Raw genomic sequence first — 20,626 nt, 5'->3', positions numbered from 1 at the left:
AGCTATATACCAATATAGAGATGTTTTTGAATATTTTCTGAGAGGGAGTCGTATTTGAGCTTTATAAAACAACTATAAAGCTCAAATAGTCAGGTATTACTTAAAGCAAAAAAGCTGATTTAGACGTCGCTAAATAACCTATCGCTAAAATAACAGCAGTGTTAACTAAAACGTAAGCAACTTTAGCCGTCATTTTAGTTTGTCTGGCGCTTTTAGCCCCAATACCAATATATATAACCACTAAAACTATTTTTTCTAATAGCCAATATTGTTCAAACGGGTTAATTTTAGCCATAAATATAAGCGTAAGTGCAGACACTAATAGCAAAGTATCTATACTATGACTACCAATCATTACCGCTTTATTTTTTGCTAATTTACCACTGCCCATTCGCGAAAATGCGCGAACATAAAATAAAATCACACTCAACATCGCAATTGCCATGTGTGAATGCTTTACTGCTAAATAATCCATATGCCCCTGTACTTCTGTTTTATAAAAATTTAATCAGGAAAACGGTTAAGAACCGCTTCTAACTCATCAAGCTTCTCGTTAAATACTTCAACCAATTTTGGTTCAAAGTGTGTGCCTTTTTGAGCGTTAATTTCATCAACTACGTTTTGCAGTGTCCAGGGTTCTTTATAGCATCGTTTATGGCGAAGTGCATCGTATACATCAGCAAGTGCAACTATACGACCAAATACATTAATTGCGTTTCCGCTTAAACCTTGTGGGTAACCAGAGCCATCCCATTTTTCATGATGCTCTTTTGCAATAATTGCGCCGGCACTAACAATCTCATGCGACGAGTCTTTTAAAATAGTATAGCCTTTATCAGTATGAGTTTTCATCACTTCCCATTCTTGGGCGTCTAACTTTGCTGGTTTATTTAATACCGCATCAGGAATGCCCACTTTGCCTACATCATGAAGAGGCGACGCCAACCTTACTAAATTAGCATCATGCTTAGATAAGCCATACCCTTGTGCCAATATATGACAAATATGTGCTACACGCTTAACATGATTACCCGTTTCTGTTGAGCGTTGCTCTACCGCTTCACTTAACCTGTAAACAAGCTCTTGTTGCGTTGCTTCTATTTCAGACTGAAGTTGTACATTTTCAAACGCAAGTTGCACGTTTTGAGAGAAAATCTTAATTAAATGGCGCTGAGTATCCGTTAAATCCTTTGGAATACCTGATATAAATAGCATCGAATTATGATTGTACTCACTGCTACAATACGCGAATAAGTAGTTATCTTTATAAATAATGCTTTTTTCATTAAGCGCCTGATGACATGCACTTAACTGTTCAGCTTGTAATACCTCATCGAGCTCTTTACCTTCACTTTTTTCAAAGTCACCGGTACCCGAGCAAACAATTAATTTTTTATTATTTTGTGCTTCAGGATTTTGTGCAACTAAAGTAGTTGCATACATAGCTTGATCAGCAATACCAAGTAAAGAAGTTAACTGCTGCATAACGCCTTCAATAAAGTGCTCTATTGAATGCGCAGAAAAAATATCACGGGACGCTATAATTATTTTCTCAAGCCCTTCGCGTGACTGCTCAATCGAAATAATATCCCGATACGAGCGCAGGCTCGACATAATAACAGTAAATAACTTTTGAGCCGTTAGCTCTGTTTTAGATTTGTAATCGTTAATATCATAATTAATAATTACTTGTCGTTCAGGTGCTTGACCAGGTTGACCCGTTCTTAAAATAATTCGAATATGATTATTTTTAGCTTCTTCACGAATAAACTTAGCAACTTGCAAACCGGCATCATCGGTCTCCATTACTACATCAAGTAGTACAATGGCTGCATCTGGATGCTCTTTCACAAGCTCTTTTGCTTCAGCACCTGAGTACGCACTAATGAATTCTAAGCGTTTATTTTGAAACTCAAAATCACTCAACGCTAGTTTTGTAACAGCATGAACTTCAGGTTCATCATCAACGATTAATACTTTCCAGGTACCGAGTTCAATCTCATTGATTGCTTCTTCTGGCTCATCTGAAAATAAAAAATCACCCATCATAGTCGAAATTCCTTCATGGCATTATACAACACACTAGCAGGCAATTATTATTCTTTAGGGCCACTGTGCAAACGTTACACGGTCGTTATCACCAAAGTCTTTCACTGTTTTAATATTCACAAATGCCATTTTTTGGAAAAAATGACGAACAGCTTCACCTTGCTCAAAACCGTGTTCTATTAAAAGATAGCCACTAGATAACAAATAGTCACGTGATTGCGTAATTATTTGTTTAATATCAGACATTCCACAATCATCCGCCACTAATGCCGACAAAGGCTCAAAGCGCACATCGCCCTGATTTAAATGTATATCACTGCTTTCAATATAAGGTGGGTTAGTGACAATTAGGTTGAATTTCTCACCATGTAACTCGCTAAACCAGTTGCTTTGCTTAACGTGTACATTATTAATTGCCAATCGCTGCTGGTTACGTGTAGCCAGTGCAACTGCATCGCTTACTCTATCTACTGCAATAATTTGCCAATTAGGCATTTCACTACCCAATGCCAGTGCTATTGCACCAGTACCCGTGCCTAAATCAAGCACTTTAGCTGTAGCAGGTACAGCCACTTCAAGTGCTTGTTCTACTAACGTTTCAGTATCTGGTCGGGGTATTAAAGTTGTTGCGTTAACTTCAAGCGATAAGCTCCAAAATTCACGTTGCCCCGTAATATGTGCAACAGGTTCACCGTTTAAACGTCTTTGGCAAAATGTATTAAATTGCTGTTGTTGTTCGGCATTAAGCGCATGCTCTGGCCAAGTAAAAAGGTAACTGTGAGGTTTTTGAAGAATATGTAGAAGTAAAACTTGTGCGTCTAATTTAGCACTTTCGCTGCTAGGTGCTAATAAATTAGCACCTGCAGCAATAGCTTGTTCAAGAGTTTGGCTCACGATTACTCGTCGCCCATAGCCGCTAATAGGTCAGCTTGATGTTCTTGCATTAATGGGTCAATAACGCAGCTTAAATCACCCGCTACCACTTCATTCAAACGATAAAGTGTCAAGTTAATACGGTGATCGGTAATACGACCTTGTGGGTAGTTATAAGTACGGATACGTTCAGAACGATCGCCACTACCTACTAAGTCACGACGTTCAGATGCTTCTGCCGCATGGCGCTTTTCATCTTCAGCCTGTTGCAAACGTGCTGCAAGTACTGACATCGCTTTAGCACGGTTTTTATGCTGTGAACGCTGATCCTGACACTCAACCACAACACCGGTAGGTATATGTGTAAGTCGAATAGCAGAATCTGTTTTATTAACGTGCTGACCACCTGCGCCTGATGCACGAAATGTATCAACTTTTAAATCTGCGGTATTAATTTGTATCGCTTCGGCCTCTGGTACTTCCGCCATTACCGCAACAGTACACGCAGAGGTATGAACTCGCCCTTGTGACTCAGTTTCTGGCACACGTTGTACGCGGTGTACACCTGATTCAAACTTTAATTGACCGTAAACGCCTTCGCCACTAATATTTGCAATAACTTCTTTGTAACCACCGTGCTCACCTTCATTGGTGCTCACAACTTCTACTTTCCATTTTTTAGTTTCTGCATAACGACTGTACATACGGAATAAATCGCCAGCAAAAATAGCCGCTTCATCCCCGCCTGTTCCAGCACGTACTTCAACAAATACGTTGTTATTATCTCGTGGATCTTTTGGCAACATTAATACTTGAATTTGATCTTCAATTACCAAAATTTGCGCTTTAGCTTCTTTATATTCTTCTTGCGCCATTTCACGCATTTCAGGGTCAGAATCTTTAAGCATTTCTTCTGCACTGGCTAAATCATCTTGCGTTTCTTTGTAAGTTAAAAACGTTTTTACAATCTCTTCAAGCTCAGAATATTCTTTTGAAAGCCCACGAAAACGATTTTGATCACTAATGACCGACGGGTCGCTTAGCAGCGCTTGTACTTCTTCGTAACGCTCTACTAAGGTTTCTAATTTATTATAAACAGACTCTTTCATTTAACGGTTATTCCTGATCAATACCTAACATTTTTTTCAACTGGTTTAGCTGCGCCACTTCACCTTTTTTCGCTGCGTCTTGTATTGCACGGGTAGGCGCGTGCATTAAGCGATTGGTTAATTTATTGGCGAGCTCTAATATAATTTTTTCTGCATCTTTACCTGTATTAAGCTGACTAACAGCACGCTCTACAAGTTCTGACTTAATTGTTTGTACATCATTTCGATAATGGCGGATTAAATCTACCGAATCGAGTGAGCGCATCCACATTGCAAATTCTTTGGTGCGTTCAGTAATAATTATTTGCGCTTGCTGTGCAGCTTGCTCACGCGCTGCCATATTCTCGCTTACAATGGTTTGTAAGTCATCAACGGAATATAAATAGGCAGCATCTAGCTCACCTACTTGGCTTTCTATGTCGCGCGGAACCGCAATATCTATAAATAGCATAGGCTTGTGTCGGCGCTGCTTAAGCGCTTGCTCAACCACCCCTTTACCAATAATAGGTAAAGTACTGGCGGTAGAACTAATGACTATATCGGCTTCATGTAAACGTTCTGGCAACTGTGCAAGTGCGATAACATCTGCCGACACTTCATCAGCAAGGCTGCGAGCACGTTCAATTGTTCTATTAGCTACCGTTATTTTTTTAGGCTCATTTTGATATAAATGTTTAGCAACCAGTTCAATGGTTTCACCAGCACCAATCAATAGCACATTGGTTTGATCAAGCTTGCCATAAATATGTTTTGCTAAGTTAACAGCCGCAAATGCAACCGACACGGCACTTGCGCCTATATTTGTTTCAGTACGAACTTGTTTTGCTACCGAAAAGGTTTTTTGAAACAACCTATCAAAAGTAACCCCTATTGCATCGTGGGTTTTAGCACTAAAAAACGATTGCTTTATTTGCCCTAAAATTTGCGGCTCCCCTAATACTAAGGAGTCTAAACCGCAAGCTACACGCATTAAGTGGTTAATGGCGTCATTACCTTCATGGCAGTATATATTGCTGCTCAGTTCATGTTCATCCAAACCATGGAAACTGGCAAGCCACGTTAACAGTGTTTGGGAATTTTGCTGAGCGAGGCTACAATAGATCTCGGTTCGATTACAGGTAGACACAATAACCGCTTCATTAAAGTCGGCATGGCCACTTAATTGTTGCAACGCCTCTGAAATTTGCTCAGGCGAAAAAGCCACTTTTTCACGTAATTCTACGGATGCGGTTTTGTGATTTATACCTAGTGCTATTATGGTCATATTTGCCAAATATTGCTGAGCCCTACTTCAAAGGCGGTAATTTTACCAAAAATCAGCGGAATATGGAAAGTAAGGAACAACATTTGATTCGACAATATTTGATTTTATTCATGTTTTTTTTATTATTAGGTGGCTGTGCCCATCAAATTGATACAAAAACAACACTTTATGATGATTGGAAGCCACGTTTAGCTGCTCAAAAAACTTGGCAGGTCGAGGGTAAACTCGCGTTTATAAGCCCAGAAGAGCGTCAATCTGCAAACTTAAATTGGCAGCAAACAACAAATTCCAATAATTTAATACTGACTACTTTTATTGGTACTCGTATTTTGTCGCTTAAACAAACAGCAAATGGTGCTGAATTAGAGTTTGACGGCGATGAGTACTTTGATACTAATGCTGCAGAGCTTTTAAAGCGTTTAACGGGTTTTACACTCCCTGTTGATAACGCCGATAACTGGCTTAAGGGCACCATTGACGATCAAAGTTTAGTCGTTGATGAACTAGGCCGTGCTAAGCAAGTATTATGGTTTGATAATGCAGGCAAGAAATGGCAAATAGATTACGGCACTTACGTACAAAACGCAGGTTACTGGTTACCTACTAAACTGACGTTAAAGCACCAACAAATAAAAATAAAAATTCAACTCTACGATTGGCAGTTTAAATAAGTATGAATAACAAAACCTCTTTTTCACTTATTGCTCCGGCAAAACTCAATTTATTTTTACATATTAATGCTCGCCGAGAAGATGGCTATCATGAACTAGAAACCTTATTTACTTTTTTAAATTTTGGTGATGAGTTGCATTTTGAGCTAACAACAGACGGTGGTATTTCTGTCGGGGGTGATACTAAAGACATACCCCTAAATGATAATCTCATCTATAAAGCGGCTTTATTATTACAAACACACTGTAAAACCTCTTTAGGTGTAAAAATAAATTTAATTAAACGCTTACCGATGGGCGGAGGTGTTGGAGGTGGTTCATCCGACGCCGCAAGTACTTTATTAGCGCTAAATAAATTATGGAAATTAGAACTAAATTTAGAAATTCTAGCCCAATTAGGACTTAAATTAGGGGCTGATGTTCCGGTGTTCATACAAGGGCAAAGCGCCATAGCGCATGGTATTGGTGAGAAATTACACCAGGTAAAACTTGAACAAAAATGGTACTGCGTTGTACACCCAAACCAACATGTAAGTACCGCAAAAATATTTACACATCCAGATTTAAAACGCGACACACCAAAAATAATAGGCGATTGGAAACACCATACTTTAACCAACGATTGTGAGCCTTTAGTTAAAAAGCTTTGCCCCGAGGTTGAAAAAACCCTCCAGTGGTTGCTAAAATACGCACCGTCGAAGATGACCGGAACAGGTTCATGTTGTTTTGTCGAATTTGCTAGTCAAGTTCAAGCACAAGATGTACTTGAAAATCTCCCCCATACTTGGCAGGGTTTTGTGGCTTCAAGCGCAAATGTCTCACCTGCTCATACGGAGTTAACCGCCATATTCGATCAATGAAGTAACGTACAAGTAATCATAAGTTAACTCGCAGTGATATTTATCACTGCTCGTTAGTCCAAATATTCAGTGCCTGAGGAACCCTACCGTGCCTGACATGAAGCTCTTCGCTGGTAACGCAACACCTGAGTTAGCTCAAAAAGTTGCAAAACGTTTATATATTGAATTAGGCGATGCTGTTGTTGGCCGTTTTAGCGACGGTGAGATCAGTGTTCAAATAAATGAAAATGTTCGTGGCTCGGACGTTTTTATCTTGCAATCAACCTGTGCCCCTACAAACGATAACCTAATGGAACTTATCGTTATGGTTGATGCTCTACGTCGTGCATCTGCAGGTCGTATTACTGCCGTCATTCCTTATTTTGGTTATGCGCGCCAAGACCGTCGTGTACGTTCTGCCCGTGTTCCAATTACCGCTAAAGTTGTTGCCGATTTCTTATCAAGTGTGGGTGTTGACCGTGTTCTTACGGTTGATTTACACGCTGAACAAATCCAAGGCTTCTTTGATGTACCAGTAGACAACGTATTTGGCAGCCCTGTATTACTTGAAGATATGAAAGAACGCGACTTTGAAGACGTCGTTGTTGTATCTCCAGATATTGGTGGTGTTGTACGCGCACGTGCAATTGCAAAACTACTAAACGATACCGATTTAGCAATCATTGATAAACGTCGCCCTCAAGCAAACGTTTCTCAAGTAATGCACATTATTGGTGACGTTGAAGGTCGTGATTGTATTATCGTAGATGATATGATTGATACCGGTGGTACGTTATGTAAAGCCGCAGAAGCACTTAAAGAACATGGCGCTAAACGCGTATTTGCATACGCAACGCACCCTATTCTTTCAGGTAAAGCAGCAGAAAACTTACGTGACTCGATGATTGACGAAGTAATTGTAACTGACTCAATTCCGCTATCTGACGAGCTTAAAGCCCTTGATAAAATTAAGGTACTTACGCTTGCTGACATGTTAGCAGAGACTATTCGTCGTATTAGTAACGAAGAATCTATCTCAGCGATGTTTGAACACTAAAATTAAACATTCCTGAGTATAAAAGCGCCTTTTGGCGCTTTTTTTGTAAGCGATGTTTATTTTGTCTGGGCGTGGTGGTATGATAGCGCGCCTTTTGGCTAGGGACCTTGGTCGCAAAGGCCCTACACATTTTAATAACTGGAGACATCATGTCTAACAAAACTTATACATATAACGCTGAACTTCGCGTAGAAACTGGTACTGGTGCGAGCCGCCGCCTACGTCGCGAAGACAAAGTTCCTGCAATCCTTTACGGAGCTGACAAAGAAGCTTTATCTCTTACTTTTGCTCATAAAGATATGATCAAAGCACAAGAAGACGAAGGTTTTTACACGCATATCCTTACGCTTAACGTAGATGGCGAAGCTGTTGAAGTAATCTTAAAAGATATCCAACGTCACCCATTCAAGCCTAAGCTTACTCACCTTGATTTCCAACGTGTAGATGCTACTCATAAATTTCAAACTAAAGTTCCTCTTCACTTCATCGGTGAAGATATTGTAACTAAAGCTGGCGCAACTGTTGTTCACCAGTTAACTGAAGTTGAAATTACGTGTCTTCCAAAAGCACTTCCAGAATTCATTGAAGTAGATGTTTCTAAGTTTGTTGTTGGCGATTCTGTTCATATTTCTGACCTTACTTTCCCTAAAGGCGTTAGCTCTGTAGATTTAGGTAAAGGCGAAGGCCATGATCAGTCTATCCTGACTATCAAAGCAAACAAAGCAGCTCCAGTTGAAGACGACGCTGCAGCAGCAGAATAATTTTTAAGGTCTCGCAACCTTGAATTCTATTCAAATGCTTGTGGGCCTGGCTAATCCAGGCCCCGAATACGCAAACACACGCCACAATGCAGGTGCTTGGTTCATCGAGCAAATCGCTGCACGCTACAACTGCACCCTAAAATACGATCCTAAATATCACGGCCTTACAGGCAAAGTGATCATTCAAGGCCAAGAATTCAAATTATTGATCCCCACTACTTACATGAATTTAAGTGGTAAAGCGGTCGGTAGTTTAGCTAATTTTTTCAAAATCCCTGTCGAGGACATTTTAGTTGCCCATGACGAATTGGATTTAGACCCAGGCGTTGCCAAGTTAAAAAAAGGCGGCGGGCATGGCGGTCATAATGGTTTAAAAGACATTATTGCAAAAATGGCAAATCAAAAAGACTTTATGCGCTTGCGCATTGGTGTAGGTCATCCGGGGCATCGTGAAATGGTTACTGGTTGGGTGCTTGGAAAAGCGGCCAAAGCAGACCAAGAAAAAATGGATGCTGCTGTTGATGAAGCAGTTCGTTGCATGGAAATACTTGCAAAAGATGGTGTGTTAAAAGCACAAAACAGACTACATTCGTTTAAACCCTAGTAACTTGGGTCCAAGTACACCGTTTAAACGAATTCTAAACAAGGTATCTTACTATGGGTTTTAAATGTGGCATCGTTGGCTTGCCTAACGTTGGTAAATCAACGCTTTTCAATGCACTAACTAAAGCGGGTATTGAAGCCGCTAACTTTCCTTTTTGTACCATTGAGCCTAATACAGGTGTGGTACCTGTGCCAGATCCTCGTCTAGACGAACTTGCTAAAATAGTTAATCCTCAACGAGTTCTTACCACCAGTATGGAATTTGTAGACATTGCTGGCTTAGTAAAAGGCGCATCTAAAGGTGAAGGCCTTGGTAACCAGTTTTTAGCTAACATTCGTGAAACCGATGCAATTGGCCACGTAGTTCGCTGTTTTGAAGATGAAAACATCATCCACGTAGCAGGCACTATTGACCCTGCTGACGATATTGACGTAATCAACACTGAGTTAGTACTTGCTGATATGGATAGCGCTGAAAAAGCCCTTTTCCGTAATTCAAAAAAAGCAAAAGGTGGCGATAAAGACGCTAAAGAGCAAAATGCTGTACTTGAAAAAGTAAAAGTGCATCTTGACGAAGGCTTAACTTTACGTGGTCTAGCACTAACTAAAGAAGAAAAAGCAGCAATCAGCTCTATTAACTTCTTAACGATTAAACCAACAATGTATATTGCAAACGTTGCTGAAGATGGTTTTGAAAATAACCCATACCTTGACCGCGTACGCGCTATTGCCGCAGCTGAAGATGCGATTGTTGTTCCTGTATGTGCCGCTATCGAGTCTGAGCTTTCAGAACTAGATGACGAAGACAAGCTAGAGTTTATGGCTGATCTTGGTCTAGAAGAGCCAGGTCTTAACCTTGTTATTCGCGGTGGTTATGAATTACTACAATTACAAACTTATTTCACAGCTGGCGTAAAAGAAGTACGCGCATGGACAATCCCTGTAGGTGCAACAGCACCACAAGCAGCGGGTAAAATCCATACCGACTTCGAGCGTGGCTTTATCCGTGCGCAAACTATTGCTTTTGACGACTTTGTTGCCTTTAAAGGTGAGAGTGGCGCAAAAGAAGCAGGTAAGATGCGTCAAGAAGGTAAAGAGTACATTGTTAAAGATGGCGATGTAATGAACTTCTTGTTCAACGTATAAGTACAAATTAAACCAATTTCACTTGGTAATAATTTTTAAAGGCTCGTTTTTACGAGCCTTTTTTGTATTTAAGCATTATAAAAATAATAATTAGCCTCAACTAGTCTATCTTTGTAAGATCGCTTAATTAAAGAAGTACAGGGTTAATTAAGATTCCGCGCCTTAAAGGCAGCTAAAAAAACAGCATTTTTATTAAATTTTAGCCTGTTAGCTTAATTTTCCTGCAAACAAACACAGTTAAGTGTTTTTTTGCAAAAAAGGTGTTGACGAATTTGGGTCATATCAGCATAATACGCCCCGCACTCAGCGATGAAGTGCTAACAAAAAAAGATGGCTAAGTAGCTCAGCTGGTTAGAGCACATCACTCATAATGATGGGGTCACAGGTTCAAATCCCGTCTTAGCCACCATTATTTTTTTGTTGCTCAATGAAGAGTTTAAAATAACTACCTTGTGTGCGGGAGTGGCGGAATTGGTAGACGCGCTGGATTTAGGTTCCAGTATCTTAGGATGTGAGAGTTCAAGTCTCTCCTTCCGCACCATAATTCTTGATAAGAATTAAAACTATCAATTGTTATTGTTGGGATATCGCCAAGCGGTAAGGCACCAGGTTTTGATCCTGGCATTCCCAGGTTCAAATCCTGGTATCCCAGCCAACAATGGCTAAGTAGCTCAGCTGGTTAGAGCACATCACTCATAATGATGGGGTCACAGGTTCAAATCCCGTCTTAGCCACCATTTCTTCTTTTAGAAATGGCTCTGCAAGAGTTAAATTGCAGCTCAATGAAGAGTTTAAAATAACTACCTGTACTTTATTGTACAAACGATGCGGGAGTGGCGGAATTGGTAGACGCGCTGGATTTAGGTTCCAGTAACTTCGGTTGTGAGAGTTCAAGTCTCTCTTTCCGCACCATTTCTTGATAAGAAATAAAATTATCATTAATTCTTTGTTGGGATATCGCCAAGCGGTAAGGCACCAGGTTTTGATCCTGGCATTCCCAGGTTCAAATCCTGGTATCCCAGCCAACTTCTTCTACCAAGGAAAGTTGGATAAAAGAATTGCTCTAGCTTAGAGTTTAAATTGGCAAATTGTTGATGCGGGAGTGGCGGAATTGGTAGACGCGCTGGATTTAGGTTCCAGTAACTTCGGTTGTGAGAGTTCAAGTCTCTCTTTCCGCACCATGTTCTTATAAGAACTAAAATTATAAAGAATTCTTTGTTGGGATATCGCCAAGCGGTAAGGCACCAGGTTTTGATCCTGGCATTCCCAGGTTCAAATCCTGGTATCCCAGCCAACTTCTTCTATCAAGGAAAGTTGGATAAAAGAGTTGCTCTAGCTTAGAGTTTAAATTAGCAACTTAGTGATGCGGGAGTGGCGGAATTGGTAGACGCGCTGGATTTAGGTTCCAGTAACTTAGGTTGTGAGAGTTCAAGTCTCTCCTTCCGCACCATGTTCTTATTAAGAACTAAAACTAATTCAAATTTATAGTTGGGATATCGCCAAGCGGTAAGGCACCAGGTTTTGATCCTGGCATTCCCAGGTTCAAATCCTGGTATCCCAGCCAATTTGACTCCCCTATCTAAAACTTCTCAATACTCATTAAATTCAACTTACTTTTTCTGCACTTAAATAAACATTTATAAATTCATCTATATTTATTGGTTTGCTATATAAATACCCTTGTAAATAATCACAGTTAAGACTCAACAACGCCTGTTCTACCTCTTTAGTTTCTATTCCCTCAGCAACTACATCGCAATTTAATCGACTCGCTAAAAACAATGTAGATTCTACAATGGCGTAATCAGGTGAGTTAGTAAGCATATCTTTGACAAACGACTGATCAATTTTTATTTGATTAATCGGCAGCTCTCTTAATAACGACAGTGACGAAAAGCCAGTACCAAAGTCATCAACACTAAATTTAAACCCGCGCATACTCAACTGTTGCATCATTTTTCTAGCAGCCGGTATATTTGTCATCATTGCACCTTCTGTAATTTCAAAAATTAACGAGTCGCTTAATGTAGGGTCGGTTGCGAGTAAACTAATTATAAAATCGTAAAACTCGCTGCTTTCAATATCTTTCGTTGATAAATTGACATGTATAGTACCGGTGAAACCAAATAGCTTGAGCTTTCTAATATGATTAACGGCTTCTTGTACAACCCATTTCGATAAAGGAAAAATAAGCCCTGTACGCTCAGCTACGGTTATAAACTTTTCTGGACTAATAAAGCTACCATCATCTTGCGGCCATCGGATAAGCGCTTCTAGGCCATGTAATTGCAGATCTTTAGAGTCCATTATGGGTTGTAAATAAAGCTCAAACTCATCTTTATGTAATGCCACTTTAATTTTGGCTGATAAATCAAAAAAGTCCTCAGCTCGTTTACCTATTGCAGATGAGTAATTTACCAAAGGTTGAAATGTTTTTTTAGCTTCATGCAGTGCCAAGTCAGCTTTTTTTAATAGCTGATCGGGCAATCGGCTATCATCAGGAAAACGGCTTACGCCTATACTTAATTGTATTTTAACCATTTGCTCATTCGTACAAAACGGACTTTTGACGGCTGAGTTTATAATGTTTACACAATAATTCATGCTTTCATCTGTATCGGTATGCAATAAAAAAGCAAACTCATCGCCACCTATTCGATATAACTTAGCAATACCGCATAATTCTTTATTTAATTTATTGGCAAATGCAGCCAAAAGTTGGTCACCACACTGATGCCCAAACGCATCATTAATTTGTTTAAAGTTATTTAAGTCGATATAAAATAGTGAAAATGGGGAAGGATATTCAACTTGTTTACTTAAAGATTTAAAAAATTTATCGCGGTTAGGTAGAGTTGTTAAGTTATCGTGCTCAGTTTGATATTTTTGATACTGCGTTGCTTGCTCTATTTTAAGAATACTTTTTAAGCTCAGTTTAATAACTAAAAAAACAAACCCACCACCGCCAAGTAACAACATAGCCACCATATTCATAACGACGGGTGCAATGTCGTGATTTGAAAAATAATAAAGTATCCACCAATACCCTATAATAAAAAAAATAATAGCGCATAGCAGGACACTCCATGCTATTTGCGATGTTTTTTTGCAAACTTTAACGGTTGTTTTTAAGCTAGCAACAAGCAGTAGCGCACCTAAAATAATTATTACTGTAAAAAAATTATCCACACACAGGCTCTTTAAAGTTATTAAATTGCGATTTAGTGATGTAACACCAGTTAAATTAAAACCGTGTTCAATATAGCCGAGTCACTATTTGCTGACTTAAAAACAGACATAAAAAAAGGCTCATAAATGAGCCTTTTAAATACCTACTTTAAATTTAGCCTAAATCACCGCTAATTGCGTATTTTAAAACCCAGTTTTTTATTGGCCCCGTATTATTGGCCATTTTTAAAAACTGGCTACGTGCCCATTTAAGTGGCGTAATTTGATTAGAAAACCCAAAGTAACACGCGTCCATCATGCTCATCATTAATAAATTAGCCCTGCGGCGAGCTCGCTCGTATTCTTTAAGTTTTAGTGGGCAACCTATATCTCCTGCTTCGTTTAAAACCTCAGCAAGTGCCACTACGTCCTGAAAGCCTAAATTAACGCCCTGCCCTGCAAGTGGGTTAATTGTATGTGCAGCGTCGCCCACTAAAACCAAGCGCCCTTGCGAATAATTATTAGCGTGTTGGCGAGTAAGCGGAAACACTGCATGGGTTTGTACTTCAAAGTCTCCAGCAAGTTCTGGGAATTTATTCAGTATGTGCGTTTTTAACTGAGTTGGGCTTAGCCCTTTAAATGCTTGCAATGTGTTTGCATCGTCGTACCAAATTAAATTAGCGTACGGTGCCTGCATTGGTAAAAATGCTAACGGCCCACTAGGTGTAAACTGTTGCCATGTTTTAATTTGTTGCGGTGCATCGAGTTTAATTAATACCCCCATGCAATGCTGTTGGTACTGCCAACCCGTAATACCAATATTAGCTTTAGCACGCAGCTGCGATTGTCCACCATCGGCGGCAATTACTAAATCAGCTGTATAGGTTTGATCTCCATACACAAGCGTAATTAAATCATCCGTTTGCTCTATTTTAGTTACCGGCAATGATTGCTCAATAACCTCAATCTTATAATGCCCAAATTGCTGCCACAAACTTGCTTGAATTAAACTATTTTCAATCAAGTGGCCTAAATGTGTCGTGTTTATGTCGGCGCAATCAAATAATAAATTGTCACCACCGCGCTCAAAAGCCTCTAATTGTTGATAAGGCGCTATACGGTTTTGCCTTAAAAGAGGCATTGCCCCTAATTCATCAAGTAAATTTTCTGAAAAACGATTAATAGCAGACACTCTAATATCCACCTTATCGCTACTAAGAATGTGCGATGGGTCTATTAGGTGTTTTTCAATTATGCGCACGCCAAAGCCTTGCTGAGCCAGCTTTATCGCCATAGCCGCGCCAACCATGCCCCCGCCAACCACTATCACATTATTTTTGGTCATGTTTTTCATCATTTTATTATTACTTGAGTCTGTTTTGATTGTATCAAAATTAATTTGTTTTATACCAGAGGATATCCCTAACAGCACATTAAACTCGCCCCGTATTGATTTGAGATCACAAACATGAAAACTATACTTGGATCTGGGCGGGTATCCAGCTAAAATACGCCTCCTTTAAGTGAGCATGCTTGCTCCTTAATCCTGTTTCTAGCACATTTTTGTGCCACTATCGAATTGAACACGAGGCAATATTTCAATGAGCAAAAAGCTGCATATTAAAACCTGGGGTTGTCAGATGAACGAATACGACTCTCAGAAAATGGCTGAACTTTTAGATGCCACCAACGGCTACCAGCTAACTGATGATGCAACAGATGCCGACGTAATCTTACTTAACACCTGTTCAATTCGTGAAAAAGCACAAGAGAAAGTATTTCACCAGTTAGGTCGCTGGAAGTTGTTAAAAGACGACAAGCCAGACTTAATAATTGGTGTAGGTGGTTGTGTTGCCTCACAAGAAGGTGACTCTATTCGCCAACGTGCACCATTTGTGGATGTTATTTTTGGCCCGCAAACATTGCACCGTTTACCAGAAATGATTAAACAAGTGCAAGGCAACAAAGGCTCATCGGTTGTTGATATTTCATTCCCAGAGATTGAAAAGTTTGACCGCCTGCCAGAGCCAAAAGCGGATGGCCCATCTGCGTTTGTATCAATTATGGAAGGCTGTTCTAAATACTGTACTTTTTGTGTTGTACCGTATACTCGCGGCGAAGAAGTTAGCCGCCCAGTAGATGACGTACTACTTGAAATTGCACAGCTTGCTGAGCAAAACGTACGTGAAGTAAACCTACTAGGCCAAAACGTAAACGCATACCGCGGCGACACGCACGATGGCGAAATATGTTACTTCTCAGATTTAATTCGTCTTATTGCTGCTATTGATGGTATTGACCGTATTCGTTACACCACATCGCACCCGGTAGAATTTACGCCTGATATAATCGACGTTTACGCTGATGTACCAGAGCTTGTAGATCACTTACACCTACCAGTACAAAGTGGTTCAGACCGTATATTAAACCTAATGAAACGTGGCCATACGGCAATTGAATACAAATCGACAATTCGTAAGTTACGCAAAATTCGTCCTAACTTAAGCATGTCGTCAGATTTCATTATTGGTTTCCCAGGCGAAAGTAAAGAAGACTTTGAAGCGACCATGAAGCTTATTAGCGACATTGGTTTTGATATGAGCTTTAGCTTTATTTACAGTGCACGCCCAGGTACGCCAGCGGCAGATTTGCCAGATGACGTAACAGAGCAAGAGAAAAAAGAACGCTTATACTTACTACAAAACCGTATTACACAAATGGCGCAGCAAATTAGCCGTCAAATGTTCGATACAGAGCAACGTATACTTGTTGAAGGTCCTTCTAAAAAGAACCCAATGGAATTACGTGGCCGTACCGAAAATAACCGTGTAGTAAATTTTGTTGGCCCGCACACAGTGATCGGACAGTTTGTTGACGTACGTATTACCGAAGCACTACCTAACTCTTTACGTGGTGACTTAATTCGTACAGAATCAGAAATGAACTTACGACGTGAAATCGCGCCTTCAGCTATTTTAACTAAAGCTGCAGCTGCAGAGCCAAAACCAGACACTGTTAACGAAATTGGCGTAGCTTCTTTCGTTCCTTAGTCATACTATTAGCGCCAGTTAACGCTGGCGCAGTACTATAGGAAGCAATTTTGAGTAATCAGTTAAAAACATTAGAGATTTATTTAGAACCTGCCGATAACAAACGCCTTTCTTCTTTATGTGGCCCGTTTGACGAAAACATCAAACAAATTGAACGCCACCTGGCTGTTGAAATAATTCACCGTGACAACTTTTTTAAAGTAACCGGTAAACTACACAACTGCGCCGGCGCTGTAGAAATCTTAAAAAACCTTTATGTTGATACTCAGCCAGTTCGTGGTGTTTTAGGCGAAATAGAACCCGAAGCCGTTCATTTAGCTATTACCGAATCAAAAGCCCTAGAGCAAGACGCATCAAGCAGCGCTTACGGCAAAGAAATGGTGATTAAAACGCGCCGTGGTGTTATTAAACCACGTAACGATAACCAAGGTGTTTATGTGGCTAATATTTTAAACCACGACATTACCTTTGGTATTGGCCCTGCTGGTACTGGTAAAACCTACCTTGCAGTTGCTGCCGCCGTTGACGCCCTTGAGCGCCAAGAAATACGCCGCATATTATTAACGCGCCCTGCTGTAGAAGCGGGCGAAAAGCTTGGCTTTTTACCAGGCGATTTAAGTCAAAAAATAGACCCATACCTGCGCCCTCTTTACGATGCTCTTTTTGAAATGCTAGGTTTTGAAAAAGTAGAAAAGCTCATCGAAAAAAATATCATTGAAGTCGCTCCGCTTGCTTACATGCGCGGACGTACTTTAAACGATGCCTTTATTATTTTAGATGAAAGCCAAAATACCACCGCTGAGCAAATGAAAATGTTTTTAACCCGTATAGGGTTTAACTCAAAAGCGGTTATTACAGGCGATATAACACAGGTCGATTTACCTCGTGGAACACGCTCAGGCCTTCGCCATGCAATGGAAGTACTTGATGGCGTAAACGAAATTAGCTTTAACTACTTTAAAGCCCAAGACGTAGTACGCCACCCTGTTGTAGCACGCATAGTTGAAGCCTACGAGCGAAACGACGAAAGCGAGCGACTAAAGCGCATTGAAAAGCAAAATGCAAAAGACGCACTCGCTGCTCTTCAACAGCCTACTACTAAAGAGTAATACTTTGACAACCGAACTTGATTTACAAATAGCCTGTGAGTTTGACAACCTCCCAAGCGAAGAGCAATTTGCACTGTGGGCTGACAAAGCCCTTAGCCAATACCGTGACGAGTCAGAACTCAGTATCGTTATTAGCGACGAAGCGCAATCGCAACAACTTAATAACGACTATCGCGGTAAAAATAAACCGACCAACGTACTGTCGTTCGAATTTGAAGCACCACCAGGAATAGATATTCCTTTGGTTGGTGATTTAATTATTTGCCCAGCCATTGTATTAGCTGAAGCAATTGAGCAAGAGAAGTCATTTCATGACCACTTTGCTCACATGGTTATTCACGGATGCTTGCATTTGCTTGGATTTGACCATATAAAGAGTGACGATGCTTTAGAGATGGAAAGCATCGAAAAGCAATTACTTGCAGAGCTAAACATAGCAGACCCATACCGGGACGATATTTAAATTAACGGAGCAATTAGACGCAATGAGCGACGGTAACTCGCAATCTAGCCAGGGTTCTTCTGGCAAAACGTGGTTGGGCAGAATAGCCCAAATGTTGCAAGGGGAACCCCAGAATAGAGAAGAGCTGGTCGAAGTTATTGCCGATGCGCAAGAACGAGACGTAATCGATCCAGAAACAAAAGAGATGATAGAAGGTGTGCTTGGCGTGTCTGAGCTTAAAGTGCGAGACATAATGGTTCCGCGCTCACAAATGATCACTCTTGAGATCGACAGCCCGCTTGAAGAGCTAATTCCAATGATGGTTGACTCAACTCACTCACGTTTTCCTGTGGTGATTGAAGACAAAGACCATGTAGAAGGTTTTTTACTCGCTAAAGATTTATTGCCACTGATCTTAAATAAAGACGAGCATTTACCATCAATACGCGATTATTTACGCCCAGCAATGGTAGTACCTGAGAGCAAACGTGTTGATACATTGCTAAACGAATTCCGTCAGCAACGCTACCATATGGCTGTTGTTATTGACGAATACGGCGGCGTATCGGGCTTGGTAACGATTGAAGATATTCTTGAAATAATTGTTGGCGAAATCGAAGATGAGCACGACGAAGAAGAAGAACATCAAGATATTCGTCGACTTGCTAAACATGTTCACGTAGTGCAAGCACTCACACCTGTAGATGACTTTAACGAGCATTTTAAAACAGGCTACAGCACAGACGAAGCCGATACTATTGGCGGAACTGTACTGCACGCATTTGGCCATATGCCAAGCCGTGGTGAAACGATTGACATAGAAGGTTACCAATTTAAAGTAACCAACGCCGACAATCGTCGTATTTTGCAACTGCAAGTCACCGTTCCTAAGGCTGATGATAACGACAGTGAAGAAACTGCTAACTAGACTTACCCTATTAGCAAAAGATAAAAAAGCATGGCTCGCACTCGTTGCGGGCCTTGTTTTAACTTTTGGCTACGCCCCCTTTGAAATTTGGCCCATCGTATTTATTAGCCTTGGTGCCATAATTTTTTGCGTTAATCCCAATAATACCGGTAAAGCACACGCAAAAACCGCCGCTAAATATGGCTTTATATTTGGCCTAGGCTGGTTTGGTGCAGGTATAAGCTGGGTACATGTTTCTATTGCCACCTTTGGCGGTATGCCGCTTATTGCGTCACTCTCGTTAATGGCATTTTTGTGCGCCTACTTAGCATTATTTCCCGCACTTGCCTTTTGGGCAACTACACGCTTTGCCAGCGGCCCTAAAAGCTTTGGCGCATTACTTATTGCCTGCTTTGCAATTAGTGAGTATTTACGTGGCACCGTACTTACCGGTTTCCCGTGGTTAAGTTTTGGCTACACACAAACCGACGGACCTTTAAGGTTGCTTGCCCCTTATATTGGCGAGTTTGGCTTAACACTTACCTGTGTCGCTATTGGCTTTGCACTGTATAGACTTACCCAAAAAGATTTTAAAACCCCGGCGGTTACTGCTACAGCTGTTGCGCTTATTTTTATAGGCGCAAGCACCACCGGCAGTATTCATTACACAGATAAAAACATGTCAGTGTTGCTCGTGCAAGGGAACATACAGCAACACCTGCGCTTTGAGCCAAGTGAGTTTTGGACCACAATGAGCAAATACCAAGACATGACACGCCCACATTGGGATGCCGACTTAATAGTATGGCCAGAAGCCGCCGTGCCTGAAATAGAAATGCTTGCTGATTCCTACCTAGCCAATTTAGACAGTGCAGCCTCGTTTAATAAAACCGCCCTTGTAACCGGTATTGTTGACTATCAGCGAGACACCAAAAATATATTCAACACGCTTATTGTGGTCGGTAATAAAGAACGCGGCGACGAGCACGGGCATTACCATTACCTTGATAAAAACCGCTATCAAAAACACCAGCTATTACCCATTGGCGAATTTGTACCGTTTCAAGACTTTTTGCGTCCTATTGCCCCATTATTCGATTTACCTATGTCATCGTTTACCCGTGGCGACAAAGTGCAAAACAACTTACGCGCCAATGGCTATAACTTACTCCCCGCTATTTGCTACGAAATTGTTTTTGCCGACTTAGTACGCGGTAATTACAAAAGCGACTCCGATCTACTCTTTACTGTAAGTAACGATGCCTGGTTTGGAGACTCCATTGGGCCTTTGCAACATATGCAAATAGCCCGCATGCGCGCTTTAGAACTTCAACGCCCTCTAGTGCGCGTTACCAACAATGGTGTAAGCGCTGTATACGACCCCATAAGCCACACACAACAAACCATGCCACAGTTTGAAGCTACCACATTGAAAGCCAACATTAAGCTTATAAAAGGCGACAGCGTGTACAGCCAATACGGCAATGTGTTTGTATGGGGATTTGTGTTTTTGATGGGTGTTGTTGGGTTTGGGGTTAGGTTTAGAAAGTAAAAGTTAATACTGATAGCTGTTGAAGT

General features: G+C 40.7%; 18 protein-coding genes and 10 tRNA genes. 21 read left to right on the top strand and 7 right to left on the bottom strand.

Going from position 1 to position 20,626, the window contains the following annotated elements:
* Positions 1-100 precede the first annotated feature (100 nt).
* The 5 genes from CXF64_RS01990 to hemA are packed head-to-tail and all read right to left on the bottom strand — an operon-like array spanning position 101 to position 5,295.
* The gene (locus CXF64_RS01990) at positions 101-475 is read right to left on the bottom strand and encodes a SirB2 family protein (RefSeq protein WP_007583965.1); all 375 of its coding nucleotides are present in this window, start codon (positions 473-475) and stop codon (positions 101-103) included.
* A gap of 29 nt (positions 476-504) precedes the next feature.
* On the bottom strand, positions 505-2,049 hold the full coding sequence (locus CXF64_RS01985; protein WP_180961419.1) for a response regulator: 1,545 nt from the start codon (positions 2,047-2,049) through the stop codon (positions 505-507).
* A gap of 54 nt (positions 2,050-2,103) precedes the next feature.
* Positions 2,104-2,943 carry a peptide chain release factor N(5)-glutamine methyltransferase gene (gene prmC, locus CXF64_RS01980; protein WP_101216151.1) on the bottom strand — a complete coding sequence of 280 codons (840 nt, stop codon included), beginning with the start codon at positions 2,941-2,943 and terminating at the stop codon, positions 2,104-2,106.
* A gap of 2 nt (positions 2,944-2,945) precedes the next feature.
* Positions 2,946-4,031 carry a peptide chain release factor 1 gene (prfA, locus tag CXF64_RS01975; RefSeq protein WP_007583962.1) on the bottom strand — a complete coding sequence of 362 codons (1,086 nt, stop codon included), beginning with the start codon at positions 4,029-4,031 and terminating at the stop codon, positions 2,946-2,948.
* 7 nt (positions 4,032-4,038) lie between these two features.
* Positions 4,039-5,295, bottom strand: a complete 1,257-nt coding sequence (gene hemA / locus CXF64_RS01970) for a glutamyl-tRNA reductase (RefSeq protein ID WP_010554718.1) — start codon at positions 5,293-5,295, stop codon at positions 4,039-4,041.
* Between the two features lie 83 nt (positions 5,296-5,378).
* Here hemA and lolB point away from each other — a divergent pair, with 83 nt between their 5' ends.
* The 16 genes from lolB (at position 5,379) to CXF64_RS01890 (ending at position 11,936) form a co-directional block, all read left to right on the top strand.
* Positions 5,379-5,966: a lipoprotein insertase outer membrane protein LolB gene (lolB, locus tag CXF64_RS01965; protein WP_024593864.1), complete on the top strand. Its 588-nt coding sequence runs from the start codon at positions 5,379-5,381 to the stop codon at positions 5,964-5,966.
* Positions 5,967-5,968: 2 nt separating this feature from the next.
* On the top strand, positions 5,969-6,826 hold the full coding sequence (ispE, locus tag CXF64_RS01960) for a 4-(cytidine 5'-diphospho)-2-C-methyl-D-erythritol kinase (protein ID WP_010554716.1): 858 nt from the start codon (positions 5,969-5,971) through the stop codon (positions 6,824-6,826).
* A gap of 88 nt (positions 6,827-6,914) precedes the next feature.
* Complete coding sequence (locus CXF64_RS01955) at positions 6,915-7,862, top strand: ribose-phosphate pyrophosphokinase (RefSeq protein WP_007583957.1); 948 nt, start codon at positions 6,915-6,917, stop codon at positions 7,860-7,862.
* A 149-nt stretch (positions 7,863-8,011) separates the two neighbouring features.
* Positions 8,012-8,623 carry a 50S ribosomal protein L25/general stress protein Ctc gene (locus CXF64_RS01950; protein ID WP_008171830.1) on the top strand — a complete coding sequence of 204 codons (612 nt, stop codon included), beginning with the start codon at positions 8,012-8,014 and terminating at the stop codon, positions 8,621-8,623.
* 19 nt (positions 8,624-8,642) lie between these two features.
* Complete coding sequence (gene pth / locus CXF64_RS01945) at positions 8,643-9,227, top strand: aminoacyl-tRNA hydrolase (protein ID WP_007583954.1); 585 nt, start codon at positions 8,643-8,645, stop codon at positions 9,225-9,227.
* A gap of 53 nt (positions 9,228-9,280) precedes the next feature.
* Positions 9,281-10,372 carry a redox-regulated ATPase YchF gene (gene ychF, locus CXF64_RS01940; RefSeq protein ID WP_007583951.1) on the top strand — a complete coding sequence of 364 codons (1,092 nt, stop codon included), beginning with the start codon at positions 9,281-9,283 and terminating at the stop codon, positions 10,370-10,372.
* A gap of 332 nt (positions 10,373-10,704) precedes the next feature.
* A tRNA-Met gene (locus tag CXF64_RS01935) sits at positions 10,705-10,781 on the top strand.
* A gap of 47 nt (positions 10,782-10,828) precedes the next feature.
* Positions 10,829-10,913, top strand: a tRNA-Leu gene (locus tag CXF64_RS01930).
* A gap of 39 nt (positions 10,914-10,952) precedes the next feature.
* A tRNA-Gln gene (locus CXF64_RS01925) sits at positions 10,953-11,027 on the top strand.
* Positions 11,028-11,032: 5 nt separating this feature from the next.
* Positions 11,033-11,109, top strand: a tRNA-Met gene (locus CXF64_RS01920).
* Between the two features lie 90 nt (positions 11,110-11,199).
* Positions 11,200-11,284: transfer RNA gene (locus CXF64_RS01915), tRNA-Leu, on the top strand.
* A 38-nt stretch (positions 11,285-11,322) separates the two neighbouring features.
* Positions 11,323-11,397 (top strand) — tRNA-Gln (locus tag CXF64_RS01910).
* A gap of 71 nt (positions 11,398-11,468) precedes the next feature.
* Positions 11,469-11,553, top strand: a tRNA-Leu gene (locus tag CXF64_RS01905).
* Positions 11,554-11,591: 38 nt separating this feature from the next.
* A tRNA-Gln gene (locus tag CXF64_RS01900) sits at positions 11,592-11,666 on the top strand.
* A gap of 71 nt (positions 11,667-11,737) precedes the next feature.
* Positions 11,738-11,822 (top strand) — tRNA-Leu (locus CXF64_RS01895).
* A 39-nt stretch (positions 11,823-11,861) separates the two neighbouring features.
* Positions 11,862-11,936: transfer RNA gene (locus CXF64_RS01890), tRNA-Gln, on the top strand.
* A 41-nt stretch (positions 11,937-11,977) separates the two neighbouring features.
* Here the strand turns inward: CXF64_RS01890 and CXF64_RS01885 are convergent.
* Positions 11,978-13,561: a putative bifunctional diguanylate cyclase/phosphodiesterase gene (locus tag CXF64_RS01885; protein ID WP_101216150.1), complete on the bottom strand. Its 1,584-nt coding sequence runs from the start codon at positions 13,559-13,561 to the stop codon at positions 11,978-11,980.
* A gap of 154 nt (positions 13,562-13,715) precedes the next feature.
* Positions 13,716-14,972, bottom strand: coding sequence for an FAD-dependent monooxygenase (locus tag CXF64_RS01880; RefSeq protein WP_101216149.1), 1,257 nt, complete (start codon positions 14,970-14,972; stop codon positions 13,716-13,718).
* 169 nt (positions 14,973-15,141) lie between these two features.
* Here CXF64_RS01880 and miaB point away from each other — a divergent pair, with 169 nt between their 5' ends.
* From miaB to lnt, 5 genes are read left to right on the top strand one after another with little or no spacing between them, the layout of a single operon-like run.
* Positions 15,142-16,590 (top strand): tRNA (N6-isopentenyl adenosine(37)-C2)-methylthiotransferase MiaB, encoded by a 1,449-nt coding sequence (miaB, locus tag CXF64_RS01875; RefSeq protein WP_101216148.1) that lies wholly within the window; start codon positions 15,142-15,144, stop codon positions 16,588-16,590.
* A gap of 50 nt (positions 16,591-16,640) precedes the next feature.
* On the top strand, positions 16,641-17,699 hold the full coding sequence (locus CXF64_RS01870; RefSeq protein ID WP_007585598.1) for a PhoH family protein: 1,059 nt from the start codon (positions 16,641-16,643) through the stop codon (positions 17,697-17,699).
* A gap of 4 nt (positions 17,700-17,703) precedes the next feature.
* Complete coding sequence (gene ybeY, locus CXF64_RS01865) at positions 17,704-18,162, top strand: rRNA maturation RNase YbeY (RefSeq protein WP_002958542.1); 459 nt, start codon at positions 17,704-17,706, stop codon at positions 18,160-18,162.
* Between the two features lie 22 nt (positions 18,163-18,184).
* The gene (corC, locus tag CXF64_RS01860) at positions 18,185-19,069 is read left to right on the top strand and encodes a CNNM family magnesium/cobalt transport protein CorC (protein ID WP_007585597.1); all 885 of its coding nucleotides are present in this window, start codon (positions 18,185-18,187) and stop codon (positions 19,067-19,069) included.
* Positions 19,050-20,600: an apolipoprotein N-acyltransferase gene (gene lnt / locus CXF64_RS01855; protein ID WP_198551126.1), complete on the top strand. Its 1,551-nt coding sequence runs from the start codon at positions 19,050-19,052 to the stop codon at positions 20,598-20,600. The genes corC and lnt overlap by 20 nt, the downstream gene beginning before the upstream one ends.
* Positions 20,601-20,626: the final 26 nt, after the last annotated feature.

This window comes from Pseudoalteromonas sp. GutCa3, from assembly GCF_002836155.1.
Lineage (GTDB): Bacteria > Pseudomonadota > Gammaproteobacteria > Enterobacterales > Alteromonadaceae > Pseudoalteromonas > Pseudoalteromonas arctica.
This window is presented reverse-complemented; position numbering and strand designations above follow the sequence as displayed.

Excerpts from the sequence above, each read along its gene's own strand:
- CXF64_RS01985 (WP_180961419.1), bottom strand. The coding sequence starts at position 2,049 with ATGATGGGTGATTTTTTATTTTCAGATGAGCCAGAAGAAGCAATCAAT.
- CXF64_RS01950 (WP_008171830.1), top strand. The coding sequence starts at position 8,012 with ATGTCTAACAAAACTTATACATATAACGCTGAACTTCGCGTAGAAACT.
- ispE (WP_010554716.1), top strand. The coding sequence starts at position 5,969 with ATGAATAACAAAACCTCTTTTTCACTTATTGCTCCGGCAAAACTCAAT.
- CXF64_RS01990 (WP_007583965.1), bottom strand. The coding sequence starts at position 475 with ATGGATTATTTAGCAGTAAAGCATTCACACATGGCAATTGCGATGTTG.
- prfA (WP_007583962.1), bottom strand. The coding sequence starts at position 4,031 with ATGAAAGAGTCTGTTTATAATAAATTAGAAACCTTAGTAGAGCGTTAC.
- miaB (WP_101216148.1), top strand. The coding sequence starts at position 15,142 with ATGAGCAAAAAGCTGCATATTAAAACCTGGGGTTGTCAGATGAACGAA.
- corC (WP_007585597.1), top strand. The coding sequence starts at position 18,185 with ATGAGCGACGGTAACTCGCAATCTAGCCAGGGTTCTTCTGGCAAAACG.
- hemA (WP_010554718.1), bottom strand. The coding sequence starts at position 5,295 with ATGACCATAATAGCACTAGGTATAAATCACAAAACCGCATCCGTAGAA.
- ychF (WP_007583951.1), top strand. The coding sequence starts at position 9,281 with ATGGGTTTTAAATGTGGCATCGTTGGCTTGCCTAACGTTGGTAAATCA.